This window comes from Streptomyces sp. YS415, from assembly GCF_023544665.1.
In the GTDB taxonomy this organism is placed as follows: Bacteria; Actinomycetota; Actinomycetes; order Streptomycetales; family Streptomycetaceae; genus Streptomyces.
In genome coordinates this window covers 148,140-173,435 of record NZ_JAMJFL010000004.1, presented here as the reverse complement: position 1 = coordinate 173,435, position 25,296 = coordinate 148,140, and the positions used below count along the sequence as shown (strand labels likewise).

At 71.8% G+C, this 25,296-nt stretch carries 23 protein-coding genes and 1 pseudogene; 11 read left to right on the top strand and 13 right to left on the bottom strand.

Annotated elements, in window-relative coordinates:
* Positions 1 to 72: 72 nt before the first annotated feature.
* The 4 genes from M8H82_RS07080 to M8H82_RS07065 form a co-directional block, all read right to left on the bottom strand.
* Complete coding sequence (locus tag M8H82_RS07080; protein WP_030069301.1) at positions 73 to 276, bottom strand: cold-shock protein; 204 nt, start codon at positions 274 to 276, stop codon at positions 73 to 75.
* Positions 277 to 455: 179 nt separating this feature from the next.
* The gene (locus tag M8H82_RS07075; RefSeq protein WP_250071603.1) at positions 456 to 1,238 is read right to left on the bottom strand and encodes a DUF899 family protein; all 783 of its coding nucleotides are present in this window, start codon (positions 1,236 to 1,238) and stop codon (positions 456 to 458) included.
* 119 nt (positions 1,239 to 1,357) lie between these two features.
* The gene (locus M8H82_RS07070) at positions 1,358 to 2,020 is read right to left on the bottom strand and encodes a response regulator transcription factor (RefSeq protein WP_250071602.1); all 663 of its coding nucleotides are present in this window, start codon (positions 2,018 to 2,020) and stop codon (positions 1,358 to 1,360) included.
* Positions 2,017 to 3,213, bottom strand: coding sequence for a sensor histidine kinase (locus tag M8H82_RS07065; protein ID WP_250071601.1), 1,197 nt, complete (start codon positions 3,211 to 3,213; stop codon positions 2,017 to 2,019). The genes M8H82_RS07070 and M8H82_RS07065 overlap by 4 nt, the downstream gene beginning before the upstream one ends.
* Positions 3,214 to 3,417: 204 nt before the next feature.
* Between M8H82_RS07065 and M8H82_RS07060 the strand changes: the two genes are divergently transcribed.
* Positions 3,418 to 4,047 carry a hypothetical protein gene (locus M8H82_RS07060; RefSeq protein WP_250071600.1) on the top strand — a complete coding sequence of 210 codons (630 nt, stop codon included), beginning with the start codon at positions 3,418 to 3,420 and terminating at the stop codon, positions 4,045 to 4,047.
* Positions 4,048 to 4,098: 51 nt separating this feature from the next.
* On the opposite strand, the pseudogene M8H82_RS07055 reads toward M8H82_RS07060, so the two are convergent.
* A pseudogene (locus M8H82_RS07055) lies at positions 4,099 to 6,485 on the bottom strand (Helicase associated domain protein).
* A 167-nt stretch (positions 6,486 to 6,652) separates the two neighbouring features.
* Here M8H82_RS07055 and M8H82_RS07050 point away from each other — a divergent pair.
* Together M8H82_RS07050 and M8H82_RS07045 are read left to right on the top strand one after the other, a co-directional pair.
* Complete coding sequence (locus M8H82_RS07050) at positions 6,653 to 8,836, top strand: DNA-binding transcriptional regulator (protein ID WP_250071599.1); 2,184 nt, start codon at positions 6,653 to 6,655, stop codon at positions 8,834 to 8,836.
* A 4-nt stretch (positions 8,837 to 8,840) separates the two neighbouring features.
* Complete coding sequence (locus M8H82_RS07045) at positions 8,841 to 9,398, top strand: XRE family transcriptional regulator (RefSeq protein WP_250071598.1); 558 nt, start codon at positions 8,841 to 8,843, stop codon at positions 9,396 to 9,398.
* Here the strand turns inward: M8H82_RS07045 and M8H82_RS07040 are convergent.
* Complete coding sequence (locus M8H82_RS07040) at positions 9,395 to 10,081, bottom strand: DUF998 domain-containing protein (RefSeq protein WP_250071597.1); 687 nt, start codon at positions 10,079 to 10,081, stop codon at positions 9,395 to 9,397. The genes M8H82_RS07045 and M8H82_RS07040 overlap by 4 nt on opposite strands.
* A gap of 134 nt (positions 10,082 to 10,215) precedes the next feature.
* Between M8H82_RS07040 and M8H82_RS07035 the strand changes: the two genes are divergently transcribed.
* A complete protein-coding gene (locus M8H82_RS07035) occupies positions 10,216 to 10,692 on the top strand; it encodes a hypothetical protein (RefSeq protein WP_250071596.1) in 477 nt (158 codons plus the stop codon).
* A gap of 41 nt (positions 10,693 to 10,733) precedes the next feature.
* Here the strand turns inward: M8H82_RS07035 and M8H82_RS07030 are convergent, their stop codons facing one another.
* Positions 10,734 to 11,585 carry a S1 family peptidase gene (locus M8H82_RS07030; protein WP_250071595.1) on the bottom strand — a complete coding sequence of 284 codons (852 nt, stop codon included), beginning with the start codon at positions 11,583 to 11,585 and terminating at the stop codon, positions 10,734 to 10,736.
* 242 nt (positions 11,586 to 11,827) lie between these two features.
* Between M8H82_RS07030 and M8H82_RS07025 the strand changes: the two genes are divergently transcribed.
* Positions 11,828 to 12,262 (top strand): hypothetical protein, encoded by a 435-nt coding sequence (locus M8H82_RS07025; RefSeq protein WP_250071594.1) that lies wholly within the window; start codon positions 11,828 to 11,830, stop codon positions 12,260 to 12,262.
* A 196-nt stretch (positions 12,263 to 12,458) separates the two neighbouring features.
* Here M8H82_RS07025 and M8H82_RS07020 read toward each other — a convergent pair whose 3' ends face one another.
* The 3 genes from M8H82_RS07020 to M8H82_RS07010 form a co-directional block, all read right to left on the bottom strand.
* A complete protein-coding gene (locus M8H82_RS07020) occupies positions 12,459 to 12,791 on the bottom strand; it encodes an antibiotic biosynthesis monooxygenase (protein WP_250071593.1) in 333 nt (110 codons plus the stop codon).
* 75 nt (positions 12,792 to 12,866) lie between these two features.
* Positions 12,867 to 13,544 (bottom strand): hypothetical protein, encoded by a 678-nt coding sequence (locus M8H82_RS07015; RefSeq protein WP_250071592.1) that lies wholly within the window; start codon positions 13,542 to 13,544, stop codon positions 12,867 to 12,869.
* Between the two features lie 242 nt (positions 13,545 to 13,786).
* Positions 13,787 to 14,800 (bottom strand): LacI family DNA-binding transcriptional regulator, encoded by a 1,014-nt coding sequence (locus M8H82_RS07010; protein ID WP_250071591.1) that lies wholly within the window; start codon positions 14,798 to 14,800, stop codon positions 13,787 to 13,789.
* A gap of 161 nt (positions 14,801 to 14,961) precedes the next feature.
* Here M8H82_RS07010 and M8H82_RS07005 point away from each other — a divergent pair, with 161 nt between their 5' ends.
* The 4 genes from M8H82_RS07005 (at position 14,962) to M8H82_RS06990 (ending at position 20,136) form a co-directional block, all read left to right on the top strand.
* Entirely contained in the window at positions 14,962 to 16,785 is a 1,824-nt protein-coding gene (locus tag M8H82_RS07005) for a glycoside hydrolase family 2 protein (protein ID WP_250071590.1), read from the top strand.
* 129 nt (positions 16,786 to 16,914) lie between these two features.
* Positions 16,915 to 18,258, top strand: coding sequence for an ABC transporter substrate-binding protein (locus M8H82_RS07000; RefSeq protein ID WP_250071589.1), 1,344 nt, complete (start codon positions 16,915 to 16,917; stop codon positions 18,256 to 18,258).
* 35 nt (positions 18,259 to 18,293) lie between these two features.
* Positions 18,294 to 19,199 (top strand): carbohydrate ABC transporter permease, encoded by a 906-nt coding sequence (locus tag M8H82_RS06995; protein WP_250071588.1) that lies wholly within the window; start codon positions 18,294 to 18,296, stop codon positions 19,197 to 19,199.
* Position 19,200: 1 nt separating this feature from the next.
* Positions 19,201 to 20,136: a carbohydrate ABC transporter permease gene (locus M8H82_RS06990; RefSeq protein WP_250071587.1), complete on the top strand. Its 936-nt coding sequence runs from the start codon at positions 19,201 to 19,203 to the stop codon at positions 20,134 to 20,136.
* Between the two features lie 307 nt (positions 20,137 to 20,443).
* Here M8H82_RS06990 and M8H82_RS06985 read toward each other — a convergent pair whose 3' ends face one another.
* Entirely contained in the window at positions 20,444 to 21,646 is a 1,203-nt protein-coding gene (locus M8H82_RS06985) for a glycoside hydrolase family 64 protein (RefSeq protein ID WP_250071586.1), read from the bottom strand.
* 160 nt (positions 21,647 to 21,806) lie between these two features.
* Between M8H82_RS06985 and M8H82_RS06980 the strand changes: the two genes are divergently transcribed.
* Entirely contained in the window at positions 21,807 to 22,151 is a 345-nt protein-coding gene (locus M8H82_RS06980) for a hypothetical protein (RefSeq protein ID WP_250071585.1), read from the top strand.
* Here M8H82_RS06980 and M8H82_RS06975 read toward each other — a convergent pair.
* Complete coding sequence (locus M8H82_RS06975; protein WP_250071584.1) at positions 22,132 to 23,700, bottom strand: hypothetical protein; 1,569 nt, start codon at positions 23,698 to 23,700, stop codon at positions 22,132 to 22,134. The genes M8H82_RS06980 and M8H82_RS06975 overlap by 20 nt on opposite strands.
* Positions 23,701 to 23,771: 71 nt before the next feature.
* Complete coding sequence (locus M8H82_RS06970; protein WP_250071583.1) at positions 23,772 to 24,746, bottom strand: YafY family protein; 975 nt, start codon at positions 24,744 to 24,746, stop codon at positions 23,772 to 23,774.
* A 140-nt stretch (positions 24,747 to 24,886) separates the two neighbouring features.
* Here M8H82_RS06970 and M8H82_RS06965 point away from each other — a divergent pair, with 140 nt between their 5' ends.
* A complete protein-coding gene (locus M8H82_RS06965; RefSeq protein WP_250071758.1) occupies positions 24,887 to 25,282 on the top strand; it encodes a RidA family protein in 396 nt (131 codons plus the stop codon).
* The last annotated feature ends 14 nt before the right edge of the window (positions 25,283 to 25,296 follow it).

Here is a 25,296-nt window from a genome sequence, read left to right as displayed (position 1 = left end):
CTGGAAACAGCACAAACCGGGGTCCGCACCAAGCGGTGCGGACCCCGGTCGAGCGGATACGCGTCCGGCCAATTAGGCGGGGACGATGTTCTCCGCCTGCGGGCCCTTCTGGCCCTGCGTGACGTCGAAGGAAACCCGCTGGCCCTCCTGGAGCTCACGGAAGCCCTGCGTCGCGATGTTCGAGTAGTGGGCGAAGACGTCGGGGCCGCCGCCGTCCTGCTCGATGAAGCCGAAACCCTTTTCGGCGTTGAACCACTTCACGGTTCCCTGTGCCATGACGTTCTCCTTCTGGGTAGGCAGAGGGCCCATCCGGAGATGCCGGGAAAACAAAATATGCGCCCGAAGGAGAAACATTCCCGTCAGGCGCACATAGGTTCATGGGTACCACAACTGCAACAAGAAAACCGTAGCACAGCTTGGCGGCCTGTGGTGGATCATCACGGGACCGATGTTGATCAGTGCCAGGAGCCGTGCCGGCCGAGGTTCTGGACGGGCGTGGCGCCGGGGCGGGTCCACTGCGGAACCGGGCGGCTCGTTGGGCCCCAGGTGGCGTGTCCGTCCGCGTCAGAGCGCCAGGACCAGCAGGGGACGTCTCCTTCGGGCCAGCCCTCGGGCTTGTCCTCCCAGGCCTCGCCGCGGCCGTAGGGCGTCATGTCGAGCAGGCCGAGGGAGCCGTTGACCCGTTCGGTGCCGCGGCCCGTCGTGGAGTAGGTGAGGAAGGTGCGCTCGCCGTCGCGCAGATAGCTGGTCATGTATCCCATGGCGCCGCCGACGGGCTCGTCCAGGCCACGTACCGAGTACCAGGGCTGGGTGTAGCCCATGAAGTCGACGAAGGCGGCCACCTCCTCCCAGGCACCGGTGGTCGCGAGGGCGAAGGAGACACCGCGGGCGTTGAGGTAGACGGCGTCCTTCAGGTGCCAGGCGGTGGTGGTGCAGCCCTCGCACTGCCCCTGGGGCGGCGCGCCGTCGTACCACATGTGCTTGTAGACGACGAGCTCGTCGCGGCCCTGGAACAGGTCGAGGAACGGGACCGGGCCGTCGGGGCCGACGACCTCGACCGTTCCGTCGAACTCGACCATCGGCAGCCGGCGGCGGGCCGCGGCGATGGCGTCGCCCTCATGGGTGTGGGCCTTCTCGCGGACCAGCAGCTCGTCACGGGCGGCCTGCCAGGTGTCCATGTCCACCACGGGCGGGCGGCCGGGCGGCGCGTGGGTCGGGTCACTCGGAGTGGTCGGCATGGCGTCCTCCGTGGTGTCGCGTGGGGGGCGGCGTCGTACGACGCCGCCACGACGGTCACCGGAACAGACTCCCGGGCCGGCCGGAACTCATCGGCCGTGCTCCCGCTCGGCCCCATGTGTCACAGGAGCCCCTGGTCGCGGGCGTACAGCGCGGCCTGGGTGCGGTCGCGCAGGCCGAGGCGGGACAGGACGCGGGAGATGTGGTTCTTGACGGTTCCCTCGCTGAGGAAGAGGCGGGAGGCGATCTCGCGGTTCGTCGAGCCGTCGGCGAGCAGGCGCAGTACGTCGATCTCGCGGGCGGTCAGTCCGGTGGCGGCCGGAGGAGGGACGGACGGCGGCCGTGGGGCCGGGGGCGGGGTCAGGTGGGCGGTCACCGCGGCGTCGATCTGGGTGACTCCGGCGTGTGCCAGCCGCACCGCGTCACCGAGCTGCGCCGCGGGCAGGTTCTTGAGCAGATAGCCGGCGGCGCCCGCCCGCAGGGCCTCGAGCACGTACTCCTCGTCGTCGAAGGTCGTGAGCATGACGACCTTGGCCGGGCAGCCCCGCCGCCGCAGGATCGCCAGCGCTTCGACGCCGTCGATGCCCGGCATCCGTACGTCCATGAGGACGACGTCCGGGCCGAGTGCCAGCGTCTTCTCGACCGCGTCCCCGCCGTCGACGGCCGTGCCCGCCACCACGATGCCGGGCTGGATCCCCAGCAGTGAGGCGATGCCGTCCCTGACCAGCTGCTGGTCGTCGACGACCAGCACGGACACGACCGGGGACGGTGCGGTGCCGGTCATACGGCCGGCTCCGGTCCGGTGCGGGGGACCTCGACGGTGATCCGCGTACCCGACCCCGGAGCGCTGTCGACCTCGACCGTGCCGCCGACCAGCCGCGTCCGCTCCTGGATGCCGAGCAGCCCGAAACCCGTGACGGCACCGGGCCGGAACCCGCGCCCGTCGTCCGCGACGACGAGACGCGCGCTGTCCGCGCCGAACGTCAGGACCACGCTCACCTGCCGTGCGTCGGCGTGCCGGCGCACATTGGTGAGCGCTTCCTGGGCGGCCCGGTACAGGGTGGTGAGCACCGCCGCGGCGGGGCCGTGGCCGGCGTAGGGCTCTCCGTCGATCCGCAGGGACACCTCGACGCGACCGTCGTCCAGCTGCCGTACGAGGTCGGCCAGCGCGGTCGGGAGGGCAAGGGGCGCCGCACGGTCGTCGCGCAGCGTCCGCACCGAGGTCCGCACGTCCTCGAGCGCGCGGCCCGCCGAGTGCCGGGCGTCGGTTACGGCCTGGTCGGCGGCGTCCGGATCGTGGCCGCGGAAGGCGGCGGCCTTCTCCAACTGGACGGCGACGGCGGTGAGATGGTGCCCGAGGCTGTCGTGGATGTCGCGGGCGAGCCGGTTGCGCTCGTCGGTGGCGGACAGTTCGGCGATCCGTGCCGCGTACTCCTCCAGCCGGGCCCGGCCCTGCTGCTCGCCGATCGCGACCGCGGCCATGGAAAGGGCGAGGACCAGGCCGATGAGGAGCATGAGGAGATCGGAGACGTACGCGGGATCGGCGTACCAGGAGGGGTCGTCGAGCGTGTAGAGGGCGAGGACCGCGGCCACGCAGCCACCGGCGAGGGCGAGGGCCGCCGTACGGCCGAAGACGAAGTAGGCGGTGAACGGGACCAGGACGAGCAGCGCCCGGGACAGGCCCGAGTCGTCCAGTGCGGCGACGGCGACGATGAGGACGAGACGAGCGCCGAGCAGGGCCGCGGACCGTGGCGGGCTGAGCGGTATGCGCTCCAGCAGGAGGAGCAGCAGGAGTCCCGCGGCGAAGGCGGCGGTGCGGGCCGTGGCGAGGGATCCGTTGTGGGCCGCGGCGGTCAGTCCGGAGACGAGGACGGCGAGGTAGAGGAGGGGCGCGACCCAGGGGATGGGGCGCGAAGGCGCGGCGCCGGTGCCCGTGTCAGGGCTGCTACGGCGGCTGCTGAGCCCCACTGTTGCCATCGTCCCTCCCCGAGCCGGGCGCTCCCAGGTTACGTGCCCTCGCCCCGTCACGGTCCCTGCCGAACGGCACATGACCTTCGGCCGCGAGGACTGGCCGCCCGGCACTCACGGCACCCGACCGGCCGCTCCTACCGTCGCCGTGTCCTGCCGAATCGCGGGAACCGTCGCCGTCCCCTCGTCGTCGCGTCTTAGGAGCGTGCTGTGATGCTGTCGCCCCCTGCCCCTGTGCCGTCCCCTTGGTTCTTCCGCTTCGGTGCCGTGTGCGGCATCCTGTCCGGCCTGTTCATCGGCCTGCCCGGCGCCGTCGAGGCCTTCACGGGGGAGACCGCCGTCACCAGCTTCGTGCTGGGCCTCTCGCCCGCCCTCGCCACCCCGCTGCTCGTCGCCCTGCACCTGCGCCAGGAGGGTGCGGCGGGGCGCGCCGGCAGGGTCGCGTACGCCGTGAACCTCGTCGGCCTCGGGCTGTTCGGGGGTGCGGCGTTCACCTTGAACATGGCGCTGTTCAGCCTCGACGACGCCACGCTGGAGGAGGTGCTGACCGGCACGACCCGGGTGGCGCTGCTCGGCAGCGCGGTCGTCTTCGCGGCCGGTACGGTCCTGTTCGGGCTGTCGATGGTGCGTACGGGGCTCCACCCGAAGCTGCCGTCCTGGGGATACGCCGTGATGCTGGGCGCGCTCGCTCTGCTGGGGCCGCTGCCCGACTCGGTGCTCACCAGCCTGGTCCATGTCCTCGCGGGCGCGTCGGTGGTCTGGCTGTCGCTGTCCCTGTGGGGGTGGGCCCGGTCGGCGGCCACTGCCGTGCGCGGGCCCGCCCCGTCCGTCTCGCTGCCCTGACACGCCGGCGCCCCGTACCGCGCGGACCTCGGCTCGGTACGGGGCGGCCGGTCAGGGTGCCGCCCAGTCGAGGCCGAGGCCGGCCAGCGCCTCACGCCGGTCGGTGCTCAGCTGCGCCCGCCTGGTCTTGGTGTTCGTCAGCCAGACGCCGAGCTTCACCTCGGTGCCGTCGTCGAGCCGTTCCACGTGGGCCCGCGGAACCGTCAGGGAACCGGTGCGCGCCCGGTACTGAGCCAGGGCGGCGATGCCCCGCTCGAACGCACCGGGGCCGCCCTTGCGGGGCGTGGCGGCCTGCTGCTCCGGCGCGAGGGGTGCGAGGCCGAGCTGCTCCAGACGCTCGCGCTGCCCGGCCGTCAGTGCCTGCCACACCGCGGGCCGACGCTGCTTGTGGAGCCACTTGCCCACGTCCATCCCGTGGCAGGTGACGCCCGGCAGCAGCTCGGGCCGGTCCTCCTCGCGCAGGAGCTCGCGCACGGCGGCGTAGTGCCGTTGCCAGTCGGTCGGCCACGGCGGGTTCCAGTCGGGGTCGATGGCATGCAGCGCCTGCTCCCAGTCGGGGTGCTCGGCCAGCGCGCCGGGACGGCGCAGGTTGGACAGCCACTGACCCAGTGGCCGGTCCAGGGCCGTGGCGCCCCGGGGCGCGCACAGGGTCCAGTGCTCGTCGTAGTACACCCGGGCCGCCGCCAGGTTTCCTGGAAGCGCTCGTCCGCGAGGCTCCAGACCATGCCCAGCTGCTCCAGCCGCCGGGCACGCAGGCCGCTCATCTGCCCGGCCCCGTACGTCCGTCGCTGCTCGGCGACCCACTGCCCGAGCGGATAGGCGCCCTCCTTGTGCTCGTACGGGACCCGCGCGTGGCCGGTTCGTCCGGTGAACGCCTTCAGCTTCGCCCAGCCGCGCGCCCAGTCCTGCCGCTCGGTGTCGATCACGTTGAAGGACACCCAGGCCGCGACCGTCTCCGGGTCGCGCGGCGAAGCGAACCGCAGCAGGAGCCGTGACTCCTCCTCACCCTCCTGGGGTGCCGGGCCGATGCGCAGCGACGGCTGCACCGCCTTCTTCTGCGGCTCCTGCGGGATGGCGAGGAGTTCCACCGCCTCCTCGTCGTGTGCCCGCAGGCCTTCGAGCACCTTGACCAGCGGGCGGTAGGAGCCGGAGGTGAACATGTCCTCCGGCTGCTCACCGGCCTGGAGGAAGACGGGCACGATGAGCGAGGCCACCTTCCCCTGCCCCGGCCTCTGCCGCAGCGCGCGGCCGATGGCCTGGACGATGTCGTGGGGCGCCCCCTTGGGGTCCAGCAGCGCGACCGAGTCCACGGCCCGGATGTCCACGCCCTCGCCCAGGACCCGGCAGTTGGACAGGACGGCCGGGCGGGCCGTGGTGGCGAAGCCGCCCAGGACCGTGCGGCGGTGCTGCGGGTCGTGTTCCCCGCACAGCCAGTCGGCCCAGATCCGCTGCGGGTACTTCTCCGGCTGGTCGGCGTGCAGCTTTTCGGCGACGCGCGGCAGTCCCTCCGCGTAGGCCTGCGCCTCGATGGTGCGGTGATGGAAGGTGATGCAGGTCCGGAGGTCGTGTTCCGCCATGGTCCGCAGCAGTGCCGCGTGCAGCGCGCCGAGCCGCTGGCCGCGTACCTCCTCGCTGCGCCGGTCCTCGCCCATCAGCCGCTGCGGGGTGACGACCGGGTCCCGCAGCTCCATGACGATGATCTGGTAGCGGGCGAGCAGACCGCGGGAGACCGCCGAGGCCAGGGACAGCTTGTAGAGCACGGGTCCGAAGACCCGCTCGTCGTCCATGGAGGCGACCATCTCCTGCGGCAACGGGTCCCGGACGCCCTCGGCGGCCTCCCCGTGCGCGGGAGGCTCCTGCCAGATCCGCGGTGTCGCCGTCAGATACAGCCGCCGCGCCGCCGGGATGACCCGCTGGTCGTGGACTTCGGCCCACGCCTTGCCCATCGACCCGCTGGTGCGATGCGCCTCGTCGACGCAGACCAGGTCCATCGGGGCCAACTGCCTGCCGTACGCACCTTCGAAGGCCTCCGCGAGGACGCCGAGCGAGGCGTAGGTCGCGTAGATGGTGACCGGGCCGTCGCCGTGCCACAGCGCCAGGCGGATCGGGTTGGTGGTGCACCGTACGTCCAGGGTCCACAGTTCCGGGTCGTCGGTGAGCGAACAGACCGCCACCGCCGGGCCCTTGTGCCCGACCGCCCGCCACGCGCGCACGGTCTGGGTCAGCAGGTCCAGCGTCGGTACCAGCACCAGGACCCGGCCCCTGGGCGCGATCCGCTTCGCCGACGCGGCGGCGATGACGGTCTTGCCGGTCCCGCACGCGGCATGCACCTGGCCCCGCAGCCCGCCCGCGGGAATCCCCCCGGGCGGCACGTCCAGCCCTCGTACGATCGCGGCCACCGCCTCGACCTGGTGGTCCCGCAGCCGAACACCGCTCACCGACGGTCCCTTCCTCGCGCGCCGTGCCCCCGGTCCTTGCGGCGTCGATCCTCTCGTACGCCAGACAGAAGCCGCCTCAGGGTCCTGCGCCACGATGATCGAACAGCTTGTCACATGGGTTAAATGGGAGGGTAAAACTGTTAGGGTCGCCGCGGAGGTGGGCGCGCATGGCATCCGAGGAAGAGCTGCTCCTGTCCGTGGAAGCGCTGCTGGAGGAGGAGCCGCAGCTGCCGCCTCCCGCTGAGCGGGTAAGGCTGCGCGAGGCCGCCGGTATCACCCAGGCGCGAACGGCGAAGGCGCTGGCCGTGACCGAACAGACCGTGAAGAACTGGGAGAACGGCCGGAGCGAGCCCAGGGGACCGCGGCTCGCGGCCTACAAGCGACTCCTGGACGGCTGGGCCGAAAGGCACCCCGCGCACCGTGCCACCCCGCCCGCGCGGCACCCCGCCCCGCCGGCGCCCTCCGTCCCGGACGCGCCCGCATCCGGGCCGAGGGCCGCATCCGCACCGGCGTCCGCAGCCGAACCGACGCCCGGCTACGGGCCGACGTCCGGACCCGACCTGACGCCCGGCTACCGGCCGACGCCCGGACCCGACCTGACGCCCGGCCCGCAGCCGCGAACCGCTGGCCTCGTGCCGCAGCCCGTACATCCCGCAGGCCGAGCGGCGAGGCAGCCTGCCGCGCTGCCCGCCGCAGACCCGCGCTTCCCGCACGGCCCGCTCGCGGTACTGGACGGCGACGGAACCGCCTACGGCGTCGGCGGCATCGTCCTGCACTGCCCCGCGACCACCCTCCCGGAACTGGTGGAGTGGACACTGCGCGAGTCCGGCCTCGGCGCGCCGAAGCTGCACCGCTACGGCAAGGACGCCGACCCGCTGATCGTGCTCACTGCCGAGGCCGCCGTGCGGTTCGGCCTCCCGGAGCGCCTGGAGGACCGCCGCAACCTGCGCCTGCCCGACGACCACCCCGTCGTGAAGCAGGTGGTGAAGGCCCAGTGGCGGTTGACGCAGCGCGGGTTCGGGCCGTGGGCGCGGGTCTACCGCAGGGTCCAGGGGAGCGCGCGGCAGTGCGTGCAGTTCGCGATCCTGCCGTGGGAGGCCCTCGACGAGCGGTCCTGGCCCGGCGTGGCGGACATGGCGCCGGCCGACATCGCCCGCGTCCTCGGCATGTACGCCCAGCGGGTCATCACCCCGCGCGGATCGACGGCGGTGTCCGGCCTGGAGCTGATGACCGCGCTGCGCCCGCCCACCCGACCGGAGCGGGACGAGACGACCGGCAACTGGACCTCCGGCCACAACCCCGGCAGCCTCGGCACGCAACCGATGGACCCGGCCCCGCCGGAGGCCACCCCGGAGCACCCGGTCGTCGTCAACTCCGGCTGGCGGGGCGGCTTCCTGGACGAGGAGGCCTACCAGTGGGTGCGGCCGGTCGACCTGCTCACCGACGAGGAGTGCACGCTGCCGCACGTGGTCGGCCTGGACCTCAACACGGCGTTCCTCGCCGCAGCGGCCCGCCTGGTGGTCGGCCTGTCCGCCCCGGACCACTTCCACGCCCCCGCCTTCAACCCGAAGATCCCCGGCTCCTGGCTGGTTGACCTGAGCCATATCGAGCTGGACCCGCGACTGCCCAGCCCCTTCACGCCGACCGGGGAGCGGCCCGAGGGCCCGGCCTGGTACCAGACCCACACCGTCGCCTACGCCCACCAACTCGGCTACAACGTGCAGCCGTTGGAGGCGTACCTCCGGCGCGAGACCGGCACCTACCTGGACCCCTGGCACGACCGGCTCAAGAACGCCTACGTCGACACCCTCGCCGACCTGGGCGTCACCCGGGACCTGGACGACCGCGCCTTCCTGGCGGCGATGGAGCGGCACAAGGACGTCGACCCGGCCCTGACCGCCGTACTGACCGCCATCAAGGCCACCGTCAAGGGCGGCGTCGGCAAGCTGCGCGAGCGCCCTCAGGGCAGGCACTACAAGGACGGGGAGCGCTGGCCCGCCCTGGAACGCCCGACCTGGCGCCCCGACATCCGCGCCGCGGTCATCAGCAAGGCCCGCGTCAACATGCACCGCAAACTGCTGAACATGGCGAAGCTGACGGGCCTTTACCCGCTCGCGGTGCTGTCGGACTGCGTCGTCTACCCCTCGCCCGGCCCGAGCCCCCTGGACTTCCTGCCGTACGCGGCCTCCGGCAAGCCCCAGCCCGGCGGCTTCCGGCTCGGGTCCACCCCCGGGCTGGCGAAACTGGAGGGCGTGCAGTCGATGCTCTGGGCGGTGGACCTGATGGAACAGGGCTTCAACCCGGCCCGCCACATCAAGGGCGGCGACGCCGTCCTCGAGGAAGGGGAGTAACCCGGTGGGGGACATCGACGACGCCCTGGACCGCGCCGACCTCGAACACGTCACCAAGCCGCCGCCGAAGACGCCGGCCGCCCAGATGCGGCTGCTCACCCGGGCGGAGAAGGGTTCCACCAAGGCCGTGGCGCGACGTCTCGGCATCTCCCGGCGCCAGGTGGAGCGCTACCTCGCCGGGACGGCCAAGCACCCCCGCCCGGCGCTGAAGGCGGCACTGGAGCGGGAGGTGGCCAAGGCGTGGCAGCCGCGTGTGCGGCAGCTGGCCCGCAAGAAGGCGGCCACCAGCACCGGACTGACCATCGAGACCCGTGCCCGGTTCGGCTACACCGCCCCCATCGGCACCACCGACGACCCCCGCATGCGCCGCCTGACCGTCCACCTGCCGCCCGAGTACGCCCACCGCCTGTTCGACGCCCGCCGGCAAGGCGCCGGGGACGCCCAACTGCGCGGCATCGTCGCCGAAGGGCTCCAGGAGATCTACTTCAAGGACAGCGGTCGCCGCGCGGACAACCTCGAAGTCGACATCACCGACATCGACTACTTCGACGTGTCCTTCTAGGAGCCGACGCCGGTGACAGGAATCCGGCCTGTTCGGTGGCGAGGCACCGAAGTAGAGGCCGCCGGCTGCTGATGTATGAACCGGCCGAGTACGCCGAGCAGGGCTACCTCGCTGCCGAGCAGCAGGCGTTCCACCAGGCCGATGAGCTCCCTGCCGCCCGGACCGGCCGAGTAGGCCATCAGCGCGGCCCCGAGTATCGCGGCCCACGCCAGGACGCGCAGCCACCGGACCGTGCCGGCCGCCCGCGGATCCGACCTCAGCCGTCGCGCCAGGAGCAGTCCGGCGGCCGGCAGCGCACCGAACGCCGCGACCGAGGCATACCGGTGGACGTAGGCGGACGTGCTCAGTTCCGTGGTCAGCGGGTCCGTCGGCACCACGGCGGCCAGCAGCAGCCCGAACCCCCAGACCGCCAGCAGAAGGGACGGCAGGCCGCGAACGGCCTTCACCCGCCCGCGCGCCACCACCAGCAGGAGCAGGGACATCACACCCAGCAACGCCATGGTCGTCTCGATCGGCCCCCCGCGGTCCAGCGCGGCGAAGTCACTGACGGTCAGCGACAGCGGACTGAGCTGAGGATCGGTGTCCAGGGGTGACCAGAGGGCCGCGTTCACCGCCAGCACGACGGCACCCCAGACGGCGGGACCAAGCAGGCGGCCGAGTGCATGACGCTCGGGAGTGATCATGCTTCATATCCTCGGACCCGAGTGCCACCAGAACATCGGGGTCACCCCGGAGACACCCCTGACCCATCCCCGACCGGGCCGCGGGGGTCACCGGGGCCGGGGGTGATACGGGCCAGGAAGGGGATACTTCTCGCGTGCTGTTGACGTACATCGCTGAGATAGCGGACGAGCCACTGATCCTGGACCCTGCCGACCCTGACGTGGAGTGCGAGACCAACACCTGGTGGCTCGGTGCGGAACCGGATGGCAGGCGGTCGCTGTCCGTGGCCGAGGTCGTCGGCGCCTTCGAGCGGACCGCCGAAAGGATTCGGCTCCGGATCCGCGAGATGGATTTCCGCGGGGAAGCGACGTTCTACGTGTGGCACGACGTGCAGGCAGGGCAACTGCGTTGCTCCACCGCGTCGGTGGCTGCGGGGGAACTTCCGTTCGGCGGCGCCTATGCACCCTCTGACGATCTCGAGTCCCTGATCCAGGGCTTCCTGAGCGACCAGGAGCCGGGACTGGTCCTCTGGGAGGCTCTTGAGACCGTGGAGGACCACTCGCAGCCGACCGCCCCCGAGCCGGACGCGGTGCCCTTTCCTGTGTGGGTGCGCAGCGTCGGAACGGTCTGACGGCACCGGTACGTCGATCCGGCTGGTAGCGGGCCTCCGCGTCAGTAGACGGACAGCCCGTACGTGGTGAGGGCCTCCTGGATGGGCTGGTAGTACGTCGTCCCACCCGTGGTGCAGTTGCCCGAGCCGCCGGAAAGGATGCCGAGGACCTTGTCGCCGGCGTAGAGGGGGCCGCCGCTGTCGCCGGGCTCGGCGCAGATGTTGGTGCGGATGAGGCCGTAGACGGTCCCGCCGCTGTAGTTGACGGTGACGTTCAGCGCGGTGACCACGCCGCAGCGGACGCCGGTGGTGGCGCCGCGCCGGCAGACGCTCTGGCCGACGTAGGCGCTCGCGGTGCCGGTGATGTCGACGGTGCCGATGGTGCCGGGCCGCGGCACGGCTGTGTTGGCGTAACGGACGACGCCGAAGTCGTTGCCCGGGAAGCTGGTGCCGGCGGTGGGGCCGATCGCCATGGTCTGGGCGGAACTGGTGTACCAGGTGGCCGCGGTGCCGGTGCAATGGCCGGCAGTGACGAAGTAGTACGTGGTGCCGCTGCGCACGTTGACCCCCGCCGAGCAGCGCCCGCCGGAGGCGTAGACGGCGTCGCCGCCCGACAGGAGGGTGCGGAGCCGGCCGTCCTGCCGTTCGAGGGTGATCGCGCCGCCGGAACGGGCGACGAGCTGTCGGAGGCGGGCGAGATCGGTGGCCGTCACCGTGGAGTCCGCGTGGATCCGCAGCGTTCCCGTGCGCTGGTCCTCGGCCCAGGCCGTCCCGGCGATGTCGAGGGCTTCGACGGCCGAGGCGGCGCTTGCGAGGGAGGGGGGTGCGGCCTGCGCCGTGCCGGTTCCGGACACCGTGAGGGCGGCCCCGACGAGCAGGCTCAGCGCGCAGGCGGTGGACCGGAGACGTCCCATGGCGGTACGGCGTGTTCTCATCGCCCACAACTCCCCGAGGACCGTTGGATGATTGGCCGAGTGTGCCGGGTGCCGGTGCGTGCTGCCGGTGTGCGACGCGACGTTCCACCCGGCGTCCGTGCCGCCTGCGGGCAACGGGCAGCGCCCATTGTGCCGGGTTGCCGAGGGCGGGGGTAGGTCGGCTTCAGGCCGTGCGTACGCTACCGCCTCAGGCCCAACGCCCCCGTGCAGAGGAGGACTTCATGCGGCGTGCACCCCGCTCCCCGTCCGGCTGGACCATGGCCGTGTTCGGCGCCCTGGCCGCCCTCCTGGGCATCGTGGGACTGATCGCACCGGACGCCCTCCTGACCGCCATGGGCTTCACCGACCCTGTGGGATCCGAGCGCCCGGAGGGGGACCACACCCTGGTCTTCGTGACCGCCTCCTCCATGGCGGCGGTCAACATGGGCGTGTACTACGTCCTGGCCGCCTGCTCGGACTGGAAGGCGTTCTTCCGCTGGACCGTTCCCTTCCGTCTGCTGACGTGCACGGTCTTCACGCTCGCGGTGATCGGCGGGCGGGCACCTGCCGGGTTCCTGGGCGTCGGCCTGTGGGAGGGTCTCGGCGCGCTGGCCACCGGCATGGCGCTCCGCTACGAGGCCCAGCGGTCTCCCGCCGCCGAGAAGATCGACGCCTGACGCCCGCTGCGGAGAGGGGCGGCGCCTGAGGCTCAGAGGGGCGGCGCCTGACGCCTTCTTCGCTAAGCGCCTGCCTCTGGCGCCTGCTCCTCAAAGCGCCTGCGCCTGGCGCCCGCTGCTCAAAGCGCCTGCGCCGACGCCCGCGCCAGCGAGCAGCGCGGCACCGCCCCAACGGGTACCGCCTGCTCCGCGGACGCTAGTCCGTCTTGGGTGCTGCCTGCTGGACCACCTCGAAGGACCACAGCGTGGACCCGCTGGCCGCCGGACGGGGGCGCTCGCCGCCCTCGGTGGCCCCGCCGCCCTGATGGGCCGCCTTCATCGGGCCCTCCATCCACGCCTGGAAGGACGCCTCGTCGCGCCAGCGCGTGTAGACGAGGTAGCTGTCGGTGCCCTCGACGGGCCGCAGGAGTTCGAACCACTCGAACCCGTCGGAGCTCTCCACGGCGTGCGCACGGGAGGCGAAGCGCTTCTCCAGCGTCTCGCGCTGTTCGGCCGGCACGGTCAGTACGTTGATCTTGACTACGCTCATGCCGCTCATCCTGCCGCACGGCGACCGGCGGACGGGCGCCGCCCCGCCCCGGACGCGCTGTCAGGCCGCTCGGCTTCAGGCCTCTTCGTCGAGCAGGTCGCCCAGTGGCTCGCCCGCTCCCCAGCGCCGTAGCGCGGAGCCGTCGAGCAGGCAGGTCCGGCCCTCCCGTCGGGCCCAGCGCCGGTCGCGGGCCGCGAAGGTGCCGCGGTGCACGACGAGGCGGAGACCCTCCTCGCCGCCCTGGCCGCGGTGCGTGGGGGGATGCGGCGCCTCCTCGTCGGGGAGCGGCTCGGCCACCGGCCGAAAGGCCACGTCGAGGTGGCGGCCGTGGGTGTTCCGTGCGCACACCCGTGGCCGGTCCGGGGCGGGTATCAGCCGCACCCGCCATCCGTCCCGGCGCAGCATGCGCGCCACGGCGAGCGCGAGGCCCTCGGTGTCGAGTTCCAGGAGGTCGTCCGGTGTGTAGTACCCGCGGCGGCGGCGCGCGCCGGGGCGTTGACGGCGTACCCAGAGCGTCACGGCGCAGGTGATGATCAGGGCACCGGCGAGCGGTACGGCGATTCCCGCGGCGCGGTATCCCCAGGCGAGCAGCGCCACGAGGGCGCACACCGCCGCCACCACGAGTGCGAGCGCCGGCAGTACGTCGCGGAACCGGGGTCCGTAGAGCCCTCGGGCGCGCAGCAGGCGCACGGTCTGGCGTCGCCTCGCGCGACGTGACTCGACGGTGCCGGACGTCCCCAACAGGCGCGCCACAGTGTCAGCCCCCCTCCGCCGCCCCGATGCCCACCGTGATGTCACTACCCACTGCGGGGCGAAGTGCCGTACGCGTGGCGGGATTTCGGCCATCGGTGCCCGCGCACGGAAGCGCGCGGGGGGCGCACGCGAGGGGGTCGGACGGGTGGGTGAGGCGATGGGGCACCGGAGTGAGCGCGGCTCCGCTGTACGGCGGGTGTCCTCTTCTGGGCGTCGACCGCGGGGGCCCGCCGCGGCCCGCGTCAGCCCCCGCTGCTCTCCCGCACGATGACCCGATGTCCGGCCACCTGATCCTGCACCGGGCGCCCGTCCGGATCGTCGATCCGCTCCAGCAGCAGGGAGACCGCCGCCTGTGCGATCTCCTGCTTGTCCGGAGCGACGGTGGTCAGTGAGGGCACGCTGAAGCGGGTGGCCTCGATGTCGTCGAAGCCGACCACGTCGAGGTCGCCGGGGACCGAGTGGCCCCGCTCGTGCAGGGCGCGCAGGGCGCCCAGGGCCATGTGGTCGTTGAGGCACAGCAGTGCGTCCGGGGGAGTGGGCCGCTCCATGAGGGCCGTGGCGGCCCGGGCCCCGTCCTGCCAGTGGTAGGCCTGGACCGGCACCACGAGGTCCGGGTCGAAGGGCAGGCCGGCCGCGGTGAGGGCCTCGCGGTAGCCGTCGGTGCGCAGCCGGTCGGTGCCCTGGCGGCCGCGGACGGCGCCGCCGATCACGGCGATGCGGCGCCGGCCCCGGGTGAGCAGGTGGTCGGTGGCGTCGCGGGCCGCCCTCGCGTTGTCGATGCCGACGTGGTCGGTGCTGCCCTCGGCGGAGCGTTCGCCGAGCAGGACGACGGGCAGTCTGCGGTCGCGGGTGGCGAGGTCGTGGGGGAGCAGGGCGAGGGGGCTGAGGATGAGGCCGTCGGAGAACTGGGTGTCGAAGCCGCGCAGGGCGGCCAGTTCGCGTTCGCGCAGGGCGCCGGTCTGGTGCAGGAGCACGGTGCGGCCGCGTCGGTCGGCCTCGGTCATGACGTGTTTGGCCAGCTCGGCGAAGTAGGCGACGTCGAGTTCGGGTACGGCGAGGGTGATCATGCCGGTGCGGCCCTGCCGTAGCTGGCGGCCCGCGATGTTGACGCGGTAGCCCAGCGCGTCGATGGCCTCGCGCACGGCGGTGCGGGTCTGTTCCGAGACGTGCTCGAAGTCGTTGATCACGTTGGAGACGGTCTTGGGGGAGACCCCGGCGTACTCCGCCACGTCCTTGAGTCTTGGTCTGGCCGCCACCGCTGTCTCCGTCCTTGTCGTCCGACGGGATCGTACCGACCGCCAGAAAGCGGTTTCAGCATCCCCCTGCCGGATCGACTGCCGCACAGGTGTTTACATCGATGTAAATCCCATGGTGACATGTGCCTCGCACCGACCGGACTCTCGATGCAAGGAGCACCATGCCCGTCCCGCACCTCCCGGACCCGCCCCGCCCCGAACACCCCCGGCCGCAGTTCGTCCGCGCGACCTGGCTCAATCTCAACGGTGAGTGGCAGTTCGAGATCGACCGCTCGGACACCGGCCTGGAGCGCGGCCTGCCCGCACGCGACCTCGCCGGCACGATCGTCGTCCCCTTCTGCCCGGAGTCGGTGCTCTCCGGAGTCGGGGAGACGGACTTCCTGGAGGCCGTCTGGTACCGCAGAACGGTCACCGTGCCCGCCGACTGGTCCGGCGCCCGGGTCCTGCTGCACTTCGGGGCGGTCGACCACGACACCACGGTCTGGGCCAACGGCAGCGAAGTCGCCCGGCACCGCGGCGGCTTCACCCCCTTCACCGCCGACCTCGGCGACATCGCCGTACCCGGCGAGGAGCTGACGATCGTCGTACGCGCCCGGGACAGCCGCCACGGCGTCCAGGCCCGCGGCAAGCAGGCCACCTGGTACGCCAACTCCCACTGCCACTACACCCGGACCACCGGCATCTGGCAGACCGTGTGGCTGGAGGCCGTACCGCGCACAGTCGCCCTCAAGCGCCCGCGCATCACCCCCGACCTGGCCTCCGGCTCCTTCTTCCTGGAGCTGCCGCTGACCGCCAACGCGCCCGGCCACCGCGTGCGCGCCACACTCGCCGACGGCCAGGGCGACATCACCGCCGCCGAGGCCCGCGCGGACCTCGACCTGTGCCCCCGGCTCGTCCTGCCGCTGCCCGCCGACCGCCTGCGCGTCTGGTCCCCGCAGGATCCCCACCTGTACGACCTGACCCTGGAAGTCCTCGACGCCGACGGCACGGTCGTCGACACGGCACGGTCCTACGCAGGACTGCGCTCGGTCGCCCTGCACGGCAAGCGGCTGCTGCTCAACGGCGCACCCGTCTTCCAGCGCCTCGTCCTCGACCAGGGCTACTACCCGGACGGGCTGATGACCGCCCCGACCGACGCCGACCTGGTCCGGGACATCGAACTGGGCCTGCGCGCCGGCTTCAACGGGGCCCGGCTGCACCAGAAGGTCTTCGAGGAGCGCTACCTGTACCACGCCGACCGGCTCGGCTACCTGGTCTGGGGCGAGTTCGGCGACTGGGGCTGCGAGGTCGGCGTCCGCGACGACAACCAGCGTCCCGACGCCAGTTACGTCACCCAGTGGCTGGAGGCCCTGGAGCGGGACTACTCCCACCCCTCGATCGTCGGCTGGTGCCCGCTGAACGAGACGTACCAGAACCTGCACGACCGCATCACCCGGCTCGACGACGTGACCCGGGCGATGTTCCTGGCCACCAAGCAGGCCGACCCCACCCGCCCGGTGATCGACGCCTCCGGCTACGCGCACCGGGTGGCGGAGACCGACGTGTACGACTCGCACTGCTACGAGCAGGACCCGGCCGCCTTCGCCAAGGCGATGGAGGGCCTGGCGCAGGACCGGCCGTACGTCAACCGGGGGCCGGACGGACGGCCCTGGTCGGTGCCCTATCGCGGACAGCCGTACTTCTGCAGCGAGTTCGGCGGCATCTGGTGGGATCCGCAGGCGGCGGCCGCGGCGGGCAACGAGCCGGACAGCTCCTGGGGGTACGGCGAACGGCCGCGCACCGCTGAGGAGTTCCTCGACCGCTTCGCCGGGCTCACCGGCGTCCTGCTGGCGGACCCGGACATGTTCGGCTACTGCTACACCCAGCTCACCGACGTCTTCCAGGAACGCAACGGCGTCTACCGCTTCGACCGCTCCGACAAGGTCGACACCGCGCGGCTGCGGGAGGCCCAACTGCGCCCGGCGGCCTACGAACAGAGGCCGTAACCCCTTCGTGCCCACCTGCGCAGCAGTGCACCCCTGCCCGCCGATTACATCGATGTAATACCGGACGGCGGCGGCAGCGGACAAGGCACCAGCCGACCCGCCGCCGCCGCTGCCGGGGAAGGAGCCTTCATGACCGGCCTGCCCGCACCAGTCGGTCGCCCCGGACCGACGAGGCGCCGCCTGCTCACCAGCGCCCTCGCCTCCGGGGCCGCGGTCCTCGGCGCCGGCGCGCTGAGCGGCTGCGGATCCGCGCTCGCCGCCGACGACTCCACCGTCCGCCTCTGGGACCTGTTCAGCGGGGCCGACGGCGGCCTGCTCAACGACATGGTCCGCGCCGCGCGCCCCGACATGCCGGGGACCGACATCGAGCGCACCGTCCTGGAGTGGGGCACCCCCTACTACACCAAGCTCGCCATGGCCTCCGCCGGCGGGCGGGGCCCGGACGTGGCCGTCGCCCACATGTCCCGGCTGGCCGGATACGCGCCCACCGGCCTGCTGGACCCCTGGGACCTGGACGCCCTGGCGGAGTACGGCGTGGGCCCCGACGACTTCGCCGACGCGGTGTGGTCCCGCACCCGGTTCGACGGCAAGACCTACGCCATCCCGCTCGACACGCACCCCTTCATCGTCTTCTTCCACCCCGAACCGGCCGCCAAGGCAGGGCTGTTGACCAGCGACGGCGCCCTGGACACCGACGCCTTCGACTCGCCCGCCAACTTCCTGGCCGCCTCGAAGGAACTCGCGAAGGCCTCCGGCCAACAGGGCATCGCCTTCGGCTACGTCACCGACACCGCCCAGGGCTGGCGCCTGTTCTACGGCCTGTACCGACAGACCGGCGGAGTCTTCCGGCTGCCCGAGGGCGGCCCCGCCGAAGTCGACCAGGACCGCATGGCCGAGGTGATCGCCTTCATGGCCAAGCTCGTCGACGGCACGGTCAACCCCCGCCGACTGGACTACACGGCGGCCATCGCCGCCTTCGCCAACCGGCAGACAGCGATGATCCTTTCGGGGGAATGGGAACTCGGCACCTTCCGCGCCGCGGACGAGAAGGTCGGAGCAGCCCCCTTCCCCACGGTGTTCGGCACCCCCGCCGTGTACGCCGACTCCCACGCCTTCGTCCTCCCGCACCACCCCGACCCGGACGCCGGGCGCCGCCGCCGCACCCACCGTGCGGTCGCCGCCCTGCTCAAAGCGGGCCAGATCTGGGCCACTGCCGGACACATCCCGTCCTACCGGCCCGTCACCCGCACCACCGAGTACGAGGCGCTGAAGCCGCAGGCGCACTACGTGCAGGCGCAGAGCCATGTCGTGCTCGACCCGGCCGCCTGGTTCGCCGGCGCCGGATCCGACTTCCAGAACGCCATGTCCCAGGTCCTGCAGCAGGCCCTCCTCGACGGCCTCGCCCCCGACCGCGCGGCCCGCGCCATGGTGCGGCGCCTGAACACCTTCCTGTCCAAGCCCAGCCCGGCCTGACCCGGCTGCGAACGACCCGCGCAGGAGGCACCACGATGTCCTCGCCCCACGCCTCGCCCCGCCCCGGGGCCCTGTCGGTACGCCGGCTGCTCCCGCCCGGCCTGCTCTTCGCCCTGCCCTTCCTCACCCTCTTCGCCCTCTTCATGCTCTGGCCGCTGGGCCACGGACTGTGGATGGCCCTGACCGACCAGTCCCTCTCGGCCCACGACCCCTCCTTCATCGGCCTCGACAACTTCACCGAAGCCCTCCGGGACGCGGAGATGTGGCGCGCCCTCGGCCACACCCTGTGGTTCACCGCCCTGTCGACCGTGCCGCTCGTCGCCGTCGCCCTCGGCATGGCCCTGCTGGTGCACACAGGAGTGCCCGGCCAGTGGGTGTGGCGGCTGGCGTTCTTCGCGCCCTACCTGCTGCCCGTCGGCGTCGTCAGCCTGCTGTGGATCTGGCTGTACCAGCCCGATCTCGGCCTGTACAACCACCTCCTGGCCGCGGTCGGCCTGGACCAAGTGGCCTGGCTCAGCGACGAGTCGGTCGCCATGGGGGCGATCGCCCTGACCACTCTGTGGTGGACCGTCGGCTTCAACTTCCTGCTCTACCTGGCCGCGCTGCAGTCGATCCCCGACCACCTGTACGAGGCGGCCGCCATCGACGGCGCCGGGGCCTGGCGGCGCCTGTGGTCGGTCACCCTGCCCCAGCTCAGCCGGATCACCATGGTCATCACGGTCCTGCAGATCCTGGCCTCGCTGAAGGTCTTCGACCAGGTGTACCTGCTGACCAAGGGCGGCCCCAACAACTCCACCCGCCCGGTGATCGAGTACGTGTACGACGTCGGCTTCACCGGTTACCGGCTCGGCTACGCCTCGGCGATCAGCTACATCTTCTTCGCCCTCGTCGTCCTCGCCTCCGCCGCCCAGTACGCCGCCTTCCGCCGCCGGGAGAAGTGACATGACCTCCACCGACCTGCCCGTCCGCCCAGCCGCTCAACCCAACGGCCATATAAGGGAGCTGACCATACGTCGGCACCCGTCGCGCAGGCGTACGCATCTCAGCCTGGGCGAGGGCAGGACCTCCCGCCTGCTGGCCCTCACCGCGCTCACCGTGACGGCCGCGGTGTGGCTGCTGCCCATGGCGTGGGCGCTGCTGACCGCGTTCAAGACCGAGCAGGACGCAAGCGACCCCGACCACTGGTTCTGGCCGCGGCACGGACTGACCCTCGACGGCTTCAGCGCCGTCTGGGAGCGCGGGGACCTGCCGATGTGGATGCTCAACAGCTTCCTCATCGCAGCCGCGGTCACCGTGATCACGGTGCTGGTCTCGGCGATGGCCGGATACGCCTTCTCCCGCACGCGTTTCGCCGGCCGCCGCAAGCTCTTCGCGCTCACCGTGGCCGCCGTCCTCGTCCCGCCGCAGTTGCTCATCGTGCCGTGGTTCCAGCAGATGCTCAGCCTGCACCTGCTCGACACCTACGCCGCGGTGATCCTGCCGCAGACCGTGGCTCCGGTGATGGTGTACATCCTGAAGAAGCACTTCGACTCGCTGCCCAGGGAGTTGGAGGAGGCGGCGCGCATCGACGGCGCCGGACACTGGCGCATCTTCTGGTCGGTACTGCTCCCGCTGTCCCGCCCGATGCTGGCCGCCGTCGCGATCTTCGTGTTCATCGGCGCGTGGAACAACTTCCTGTGGCCGTTCGTGTCGACGTCCGACCCGGCCCTGATGACCCTGCCGGTCGGCATCACCTCCGTGAAGGACGCCTACGGCATCCAGTACGCCCAGTCCATGGCCTCCGCCGTGCTGGCCGCCCTGCCCCTCGTCGTGGTCTTCCTGTTCTTCCAGCGGCACATCGTGAAGTCCGTGGCGACGACCGGCCTGGGCGGTCAGTGACGAGGAGGCGCACACGAACCGTGGCAGGCGCCCGGAGCATGCGGAGGCCCAACTTCCCAGTACCGGAAGTAACATGATCCACTTCTGTCGCGTAACCCTTCGCGAGCAACTCCGAGGACTGCGATGCCCACTGAAGGCGATGCCCTCCAGCAAGCCCGTACCGAATATGAGCAGCACCTGCGCACGTGCCGGCAGTGTTATGTGGACACGACGCCGTGCCCGGTAGCCAAGCTCTTGCTGCGTGCGTACAACAACGCCCGCCGAAACGGCACCGGCCGGCGGGGCTGACCCCCGCCGGCCCGGCCGCTCAGGAGAACGGGTCGAGGGTGACGTACGCCTGCCGGGGGCTGCCGTCATGGACCAGGGACTCGTGGTGGCCGACGTCGTCGAACGCGAAGCCGTAGGCCTTACCGTCCACCATCCGCTCATGGATGATCCGGGAGTAGTGGTTGGTCACCGCGTCCTTGTAGAAGTTGGCGGCGGAGGCGTCGGGCTGGTTGGGGTTGGTCAGCAGGGTGGACCGGTTGAAGCCCGCGCACAGGGTGCGTGAAATGGGCCCGCGCACCAGGTCGTTGGGGGCGTCCAGGAGGCGGTGGCAGCCGAAGACGCTGGGCGCGTCCGGCTTCTGGAAGCTGGTGACGACGGCTCCGGCGGAGTTGGTGAAGTTCATGACGCCGCCCGAGACCCGGCCGTAGTACTTGGTGTTCGGCTGGTTGGCGAACGGGGTGACCGTGAGTGTGGTCGTGGCGTACTTCTGCCAGACGCGGTTGATGTAGTCGTCCAGGACGTTCGCCGGGAGCGCTCCGGTCTCCAGGCCGTAGGTGGGGGACAGGGCGCGGAGCACAGTGCCGTCGGAGCGGGTCTGGATCAGTCCGCCCCAGCCGCCGGGCTGGGCGCGCAGGGCAGCGAACACGCCGTTGTAGCCACCGGACTTGAGGCGGCCGGTGCTGGCAACGCTGCCGTCGGCGCGCTGGACGCCGACGGAGTAGGGGGCCGAGAACATGTCGACCTGGGTGCTGTTGATCCACAGGCCGTCGTTGTTGAGGGTGAACTCGGACCAGTTGAAGAGGATGTTGCGGTTGGGGTCGGAGGGGTTCTGCACGGCGGGCTGCACCAGACCGCCGGTGGCCAGCTTGAACACGAGTTTCTGGCCGTAGGAGAAGTAGATGCGGCCGCCCGCGAGCTTGGGGATGCTGATCGTCCTGGACTGTCCGGCGGCGGGCCCCGGTATGGACGCGTCAGGCGCCGGGACGGGCGGGTTGCCGCCGACCGGCCATGCGTGGAAGGCGCCGCTCGCGTCGGCCCAGCCGAGCTGACCGGTCGTCAGGGACGTACCGAGCACGTAGACATGGACGGCGTCCCCGCGGCCGGAGTTATTGGTGATCTTCAACGGGATGGTCGCGGGCACCGCGGCGGCGGCCGTCGAGGAACCCGTGGCCGTGAGGATGCCACCGAGCAGTGCGGCCGCCGCGGCGAGCGCGGGCAACCGGCGTTTGAGGCCTCTGAACATGCGTGTCTCCTGGAGGTGATCGGATGTGGGGGTTGGTCCGGACCACTTTGAGAGCGCTCTCAATGTCTTGCGAGGGCGCGTGCATGTCAATGAGGGCGGCAAGGGGAATGTGCGCGGCAGTAGACTCCGCGCTCTTGGTCAAGCGCGCTTGGGGGGCGATATGGCAAGTGGCGTTAACAGCGATGCCAGAACGCGGCGGCTCGACTTCTGCGTAACGATGCTGTTCGGTGCGGTGTATGCCAGCGCGTTGTTCCTCATCGTGACGAGCTTCGCCGTGGAGTCGAGTGGTTGCGGAGGTCGCTTTTATTCTCCGTGCCCGGGCGAGACGTACTGGCGCATCGGCGCCGGCTTCAGTCTCATCGCGGTGGCGCCTGTGCTGTCCAAGGTCGTGCCGAATATTCCCTTCGAGCAGGGTGTCGGCCGGGCTTCGGCGATCACCGCCATGGTGTTGGGCGCACTGGCCGGTATAGCCCTGACGTTGGCGGTTATTGCAGCGGTGGCCTGAGAGGTCGCAGCCGTGGCTGCGTACGGCGGGTACGGGAGGAGGTATCTGATCCTCGGGCTTGCTCAGCCTCCGCACGCGCCAGCAGGGGCATCGCGCGGGCTCGGACGTCGGCGTGCCGGTGGTGGGTGAGGGGGCCCAGCAGCTGGGGGGACTTGCGCAGTGCGGTGATGGCCGTGGCGCGTACGCCGGGGTTCGGGTCGTCCGCGAAGAGCGGCAGCGCCTCGTCGGGCAGGGCGCCGAGCACGCGCAGCGCGGACAGGGCGCGAGCCCGTACCGCCGCTTGCGGGTGTCGGGTGAGGGGGTGCAGGAGGGCGGCGTCGTCCGGGGTGCCCTGCTCGCCCAGGCCGCTGACCGCCGCCGGCTCGACGGCAGTTGAGTCGACGCACAGCGCCCGGTAGCGCGCGCGAGGATCGTCACCTTCCGCCCGCAGGCGCCGGCACACCGCCGCGCGAATGGCGGCGGACGGGTCCGTCAGGTGCGGGACCAGTTCGGCGTCGCGCAGCCGGTCGATGGCGGCGGAGCGCACCCTCATCTCCCGCGAGTGGAGGAGGCGGTCGAGGACGGTGTCCCCGTCCGGACCTGCCAGGGCCGCCGCGCAGCTGCGCCACCGGATGTGCCGGTCCCGGTGCCCGACGGCGAGGTCGGCCAGGTCCTGGGCGCGCAAGAGGTCGGCCTCGACGGCGGCGGCGAACGTGCGGCGCCGCACCTCGTACGACGGGTCGGTGTGCAGGCGGGCGAGCACCCGGCCCCGTGTGTCGTCGACGGTCTGCTGTCCGGCCGCGTGTGCCACGCCTATCGCCGTGCGTACGGCGTGCACGCGCACGCCCCCGTCAGGGTCCCCGTCGGCGAGGGCCCAGGCATGCGCTGTGCTGAGCCGTCCGTACGCGGCCCCGGCGTACAGGCCCGCGATCCGGGACTCCCGGTCGCCGGCCGACAACAGCTTCCCCATGGCCTCGTCGGGCAGTCCTCCCAGGCGCCCGAGCACGGCCTCCCGCACCCATGTGCCGTATCGCCGCCGCATGCCCACGAGCGCTGCAAGAGGGGCGAGTCGGTGCAGCGTGCTCTCGTCCGCGCCGTTGAGCATGCGGTCGAAGACGGCGCGGGCGAGGTCCCGTACCCCCTCGTCGGTGTCCGCGCACCGGATCAGGACGAGGGGCAGTACGGAGGCGGGCAGCGCCCCGGACTCCGCGCGGGACAGGGCCGCCGTACGGACGCGGGCGTCGGCGTGAGCGAGGCACAGGGCGACTTCGGACTCGGTGGGTGGCAGGCTCCAGGACGGAGCGCCGGGGCCGGGGCCGCACTCATGCCAGTACGGGGCCCGGCTCCAGTCCGCGATCTCCCGGTCGTCGAACCAGTGGAAGCCGACTCGGATCCGGCCCTGGTGTCGCCAGCCCCTGACCACGTAGGCGGTCCGCAACCAGACGTCGCTGTCGAGGTCCGTCCAGTCCCCGGCCTGCCCGGCGCCGACCGCCGACTCCACGCTCTTGCCGTGGAGCAGGCGTGCGCCCGGGGTGTGCAGGCGCGTGGGCAGGAGGCCGTACGTAGTCATGGAGCGGACTCTAATGCCGTTGCCCATCGCTTCTACCAGCCATTTTCTCGAGTGCAGCGGGTGTGCCTGCGTCAACTCGTGCTGCCCCCATAGCGGGCGGCCAGCGCCGCTGCACGCTCGCGCAGGGAGGTACGCAGCGGCTCGGGGGTCAAGGCTTCCGCGTCCGTGCCGAGTTGCCACAGGGCCCATTCGGCGTGGCGGAGGTCCTGGAAGGTGACCTCCAGCCGGAGCCAGCCGTCCGGGTCGGGTTCCGTGGCGCGGACGGCCACCGCCTTGCTCAGCAGGTCCTCCCGCCGCTCCGGTTTCACCCGTACCTGTACGGCGAGGTGGTCGCTGGAGAGGAACTGCGCGCAGCGTTCACGCCAGGCCCGGTCCAGGTCGACGCGGTCGGGTCGCTGTGCCGGTTCGGGGAGTTCCTCGGCGGCGAGCACGCGGGAGAGCCGGTAGGTGCGGTCCGCGCCGGATCGCGTGGCGAGCAGGTAGCGCCGGTCGCGCACGGTGACCAGGCCGATCGGGTCGACCGTGCGCCACTGGGGGGTCTGATCCGTGGCCGCGTAGTGGATGCGCAGTTTGTGTCCGGCGAGTACCGCTCGCCGGACCTCGATCATCGTGGTGTCAGGGACCTCGTCGGCGACGGGTCGGCGGGAGAGCAGATCGGTCTCCGGTTCGACGAGGAAGCGCTGGGCCGCGTCGTTCGCGGTGGCCCGATGGTCCTCGGGCAGCGCGTCCACCACCTTGCGCATGGCGGAGGCGAGCGCCGAGCCGAGGCCGAAGAGCTGCTCGGCGCGCCCTGATCCGGCGGTCAGCAGGGCCAGGGCCTCGTCGTGGTTGAGTCCGGTGAGCTCGGTCCGGAAACCGGGCAGCAGCGCAAAGCCGCCGTGCCGGCCGCGTTCGGCGTAGACCGGGACGCCGGCCGCGGACAGGGCCTCGATGTCGCGCAGCACGGTGCGGGTGGACACCTCCAGCTCGCGGGCGAGGGTGTCCGAGGTCATCCGGCCGCGCTGACGCAGCAGCAGGACCAGCGAGACCAGCCGATCGGCGCGCATGCGAGGACCCTACCGATTACCTGACCAAGGGTGTCATGTTTTGTTGGCAGGCTCCTGAGCACGGCGCTTCACCGGTGGCGGCCACCGCGCCGGTGGACGTACGGCGTAGTGCCCCTGAGTCGAATGGAGCTGATGTGGCAGTGGAACGAACCGCGGTCAACCCGGTGACGTGGTCGGTGGAGATGGGCTTCAACCAGGGTGAGCTCGTCACCGGACACACCCGGACCCTGTACTGCTCCGGGCAGACCGCGATGAGCGGGGACGGCAGGCCCCGGCACGAGGGTGACATGGCCGGGCAGTTGACGCTGAGCGTCGACAACCTGGAGGCCGTGCTCGGCGAGGCCGGCATGTCCCTCGCGAACCTGGTCCGGCTCAACGTCTACACCACCGACGTCGACCTGCTGTTCCCGCACTACGGCGTACTGGCGGCGCGGTTGGGCGCCGCCGGGGTGGCACCGGCCACCACGATGCTCGGGGTGACACGGCTGGCGATCCCGGGCCAGATGGTCGAGTTGGAGGGGACCGCCGTCGCGTGAGGACGGGTGCCGGG

Bases quoted from the DNA above. Each gene is read 5' to 3' on its own strand.
- M8H82_RS07080 (WP_030069301.1), bottom strand. From the start codon at position 276: ATGGCACAGGGAACCGTGAAGTGGTTCAACGCCGAAAAGGGTTTCGGC.
- M8H82_RS07075 (WP_250071603.1), bottom strand. From the start codon at position 1,238: ATGCCGACCACTCCGAGTGACCCGACCCACGCGCCGCCCGGCCGCCCG.
- M8H82_RS07070 (WP_250071602.1), bottom strand. From the start codon at position 2,020: ATGACCGGCACCGCACCGTCCCCGGTCGTGTCCGTGCTGGTCGTCGAC.
- M8H82_RS07065 (WP_250071601.1), bottom strand. From the start codon at position 3,213: ATGGCAACAGTGGGGCTCAGCAGCCGCCGTAGCAGCCCTGACACGGGC.
- M8H82_RS07060 (WP_250071600.1), top strand. From the start codon at position 3,418: ATGCTGTCGCCCCCTGCCCCTGTGCCGTCCCCTTGGTTCTTCCGCTTC.
- M8H82_RS07050 (WP_250071599.1), top strand. From the start codon at position 6,653: ATGGCATCCGAGGAAGAGCTGCTCCTGTCCGTGGAAGCGCTGCTGGAG.
- M8H82_RS07040 (WP_250071597.1), bottom strand. From the start codon at position 10,081: ATGATCACTCCCGAGCGTCATGCACTCGGCCGCCTGCTTGGTCCCGCC.
- M8H82_RS07030 (WP_250071595.1), bottom strand. From the start codon at position 11,585: ATGGGACGTCTCCGGTCCACCGCCTGCGCGCTGAGCCTGCTCGTCGGG.
- M8H82_RS07025 (WP_250071594.1), top strand. From the start codon at position 11,828: ATGCGGCGTGCACCCCGCTCCCCGTCCGGCTGGACCATGGCCGTGTTC.
- M8H82_RS07020 (WP_250071593.1), bottom strand. From the start codon at position 12,791: ATGAGCGTAGTCAAGATCAACGTACTGACCGTGCCGGCCGAACAGCGC.
- M8H82_RS07005 (WP_250071590.1), top strand. From the start codon at position 14,962: ATGCCCGTCCCGCACCTCCCGGACCCGCCCCGCCCCGAACACCCCCGG.
- M8H82_RS07000 (WP_250071589.1), top strand. From the start codon at position 16,915: ATGACCGGCCTGCCCGCACCAGTCGGTCGCCCCGGACCGACGAGGCGC.
- M8H82_RS06995 (WP_250071588.1), top strand. From the start codon at position 18,294: ATGTCCTCGCCCCACGCCTCGCCCCGCCCCGGGGCCCTGTCGGTACGC.
- M8H82_RS06990 (WP_250071587.1), top strand. From the start codon at position 19,201: ATGACCTCCACCGACCTGCCCGTCCGCCCAGCCGCTCAACCCAACGGC.
- M8H82_RS06985 (WP_250071586.1), bottom strand. From the start codon at position 21,646: ATGTTCAGAGGCCTCAAACGCCGGTTGCCCGCGCTCGCCGCGGCGGCC.
- M8H82_RS06980 (WP_250071585.1), top strand. From the start codon at position 21,807: ATGGCAAGTGGCGTTAACAGCGATGCCAGAACGCGGCGGCTCGACTTC.
- M8H82_RS06975 (WP_250071584.1), bottom strand. From the start codon at position 23,700: ATGACTACGTACGGCCTCCTGCCCACGCGCCTGCACACCCCGGGCGCA.
- M8H82_RS06970 (WP_250071583.1), bottom strand. From the start codon at position 24,746: ATGCGCGCCGATCGGCTGGTCTCGCTGGTCCTGCTGCTGCGTCAGCGC.